Origin of the sequence: Fodinibius sp. (genome assembly GCF_041642155.1) — a bacterium.
GTDB lineage: Bacteria > Bacteroidota > Rhodothermia > Balneolales > Balneolaceae > Fodinibius.
Genome location: NZ_JBEPWZ010000374.1, coordinates 1 through 2,569, shown reverse-complemented (window position 1 = coordinate 2,569; position 2,569 = coordinate 1). Strand labels below are relative to the sequence as shown.

Below are 2,569 nucleotides of genomic sequence, written 5' to 3'. Positions count from 1 at the left end.
CACCTCATGGGCAAAATCGCCTCGATTGGTGAACTCAAGCAGCCGGGCGCCGCCCCTGTAACAGGCCCGGAGGACTTCTTTGCTGACCTCGAGGTCGTCGTGGTAGAAGAGGGGGACCAACCCTGTGGATTCCATCACCGATGCTACTTGTATCCGTTTAAATCGTGCCATAATTATTTTTAACCTTCATAAATTTAAATACTAATTATCAAATAAATTGCCGATATCAAAATCACATACAGATGCTTTTCCAAACCCTGTTTTGGCAGGCTGTATGTAGGCTGCGAAGTTTTAGTGCCCTGGCGGCAGCCCGGACCAGCTTTATTTCGGCATCTGTTGCAAGGGCCTATTAGATGGCGATAACTCTTTTTGCAATAGACCCTGGCCCCGAACACTGTTGGAGCGGGGGACCTGGGTCTTGCAAGAGTCTCTATTTTTAATTTTCTAATTTTTCATTTGTTCTTTACCGGGAAACGCGTCCCGACGCGTCGCCTTCCATCAGTTTTTCCACTTCATCCACCGTCGACAGGTTTGCATCTCCGTAGATGGTATGCTTCAGGCAGGAGGCCGCCACCGCAAACTCCAGAGCCTGCTGGTCCGTCTCGTAGGTAAGCAGCCCGTAAATGAGTCCCCCCATAAAGGAGTCCCCGCCGCCCACGCGGTCGACGATATGGGTGATCTGGTAGGTCGGAGCTTCCAGAAATTCATCCCCGTTGTACAGCACGCCCGACCAGCTGTTGTGGGAGGCGCTTATGGATCCTCTGAGCGTTGTTATTACTTTTTGAGCCCGCGGGAATCGTTGCATCAGCTGCTCGCAGGTCGACCGGTAGGCCTCGGCCTCGACCGATTCGCCCTGGGTTACATCCACGCTGGCGGGATGGATGCCAAAATGCTTTTCCGCATCTTCTTCGTTGCCCAGGATAATATCGCAGCCTTCGACCAGCTCCGGCATGATGTCGCCCGGCTCCTTGCCGTAGTTCCACAGCTTCGCCCGGTAATTCAGGTCTGTAGACACTGTCACGCCCAGTTCGTTGGCCGCCTGGATTGCCTCGAGACAGACATCAGCTGCGCCCTGTGAGAGGGCGGGCGTGATGCCGGTCCAGTGAAACCACCCGGCCCCGTCAAAGACCTTCTCCCAGTCTATGGTTCCTTTTTCGATCTCCGAGATAGCCGAATGGGCCCGGTCATAAATCACTTTGCTGCCCCTGCTCACGGCTCCCGTTTCCAGGAAGTAGATACCCAGCCGCTGGCCGCCCCAGGCAATATGCCTGGTACCGACGCCCCGCTTGCGCATCTCCATCATAGCACACTTACCGATATCGTTTTCGGGCAGGCGGGTAACAAATTCCACGGGGATGCCGTAGTTGGCCAGCGAGACCGCCACGTTCGATTCGCCCCCGCCGTAGATGATATCAAACGAGTCGGCCTGGGAGAACCGGAGCTTTCCAGGCGGTGACAAGCGCAGCATAATTTCTCCAAACGTAATAACCTTTTTCATAACACTATCGATATTTTTATTTGTTAGAAAACTTTGCCAAACCGGTCTTTTGCCCAATTTAAGCGTTATCGGTCGGTTGAAATCCTCACGTACATACGGGCTATATGCTGTGGCTCCAACCTCACTTTGGCTTTGAACTTGAACAAAATCCCCGGATTTTCAAAGCTCACTGTTAGAAGTTAAAATATTCCTTGGCATTGTTATAACAGATATCGGATACTATTTTCCCCGCCCAGCGGAGGTCATCCGGAAGCAGCCCTTTTTCAATATCATTTCCGAACAGGTTGCACAAGATTCGCCGGAAGTACTCGTGCCGCGGGTACGACAAGAAGCTGCGTGAATCCGTCAGCATTCCGACAAAACAGCTCAGGAGCCCTATATTGGAAAGCGTATTCATTTGATCCTCCATGCCATCCTTTTGATCCAGGAACCACCAGGCCGAGCCGTATTGCATCTTGCCCCTGATCGAACCGTCGTTAAAATTGCCGATCATCGAGGCCATCACCTCATTGTCGCTGGGATTGAGATTGTAAAGGATCGTTTTGGCCAGCTGATCCGTCGAATCAAGATCATCCAGGAACCGGGCCAGCGTCTGGCTCTGCGAAAAATCACCGATTGAGTCGAAGCCGGTGTCGGGACCTAATTTTTTGAGCATGCGTTCGTTGGTATTCCGAAGCGCCCCCAGATGGTACTGCTGGACCCATTTTTTGCTGTGATACATCCTGCCCAGCTGCAGTAAGATATAGTAGGAAAGGCCTTTCTGCTGCGATTCGCTTAGCGATGTTCCTTTTCGGACTTGTGCAAAGGCCTCTTCCCGCTGTGCAGCCGACATGTCGGCGTAATAAATTTTTTCAAGACCGTGATCGGCCAGCCGGCATCCCTGCTCGTGAAAATAATGTATTCTCTGTTCAAGAGCGGTTAGTAAATCGTCCAGGCTGTGGATCCCGACGTCGCTTACCTCCTCCAGGGTATCAATATAGCTATTATAGGCTTTGACATTATCAAATGCATAGGCGTTATCGGGACGAAAGGCCGGCAGTACCTTCGTTTCAAAATCGTCCCCTCGCAGGG

Annotated in this window: 2 protein-coding genes and 1 pseudogene; all 3 read right to left on the bottom strand. The window is 52.0% G+C overall.

Annotation, left to right across the window (positions count from 1 at the left end; translation table 11 throughout):
* A pseudogene (locus ACESLU_RS14095) lies at positions 1-171 on the bottom strand (bifunctional 4-hydroxy-2-oxoglutarate aldolase/2-dehydro-3-deoxy-phosphogluconate aldolase); the annotation flags it as partial.
* A 292-nt stretch (positions 172-463) separates the two neighbouring features.
* Positions 464-1,498, bottom strand: a complete 1,035-nt coding sequence (locus ACESLU_RS14090) for a PfkB family carbohydrate kinase (RefSeq protein ID WP_372639269.1) — start codon at positions 1,496-1,498, stop codon at positions 464-466.
* A gap of 172 nt (positions 1,499-1,670) precedes the next feature.
* On the bottom strand, positions 1,671-2,569 hold an 899-nt coding region (locus ACESLU_RS14085; RefSeq protein ID WP_372639268.1), incomplete at its 5' end, for a glucuronate isomerase.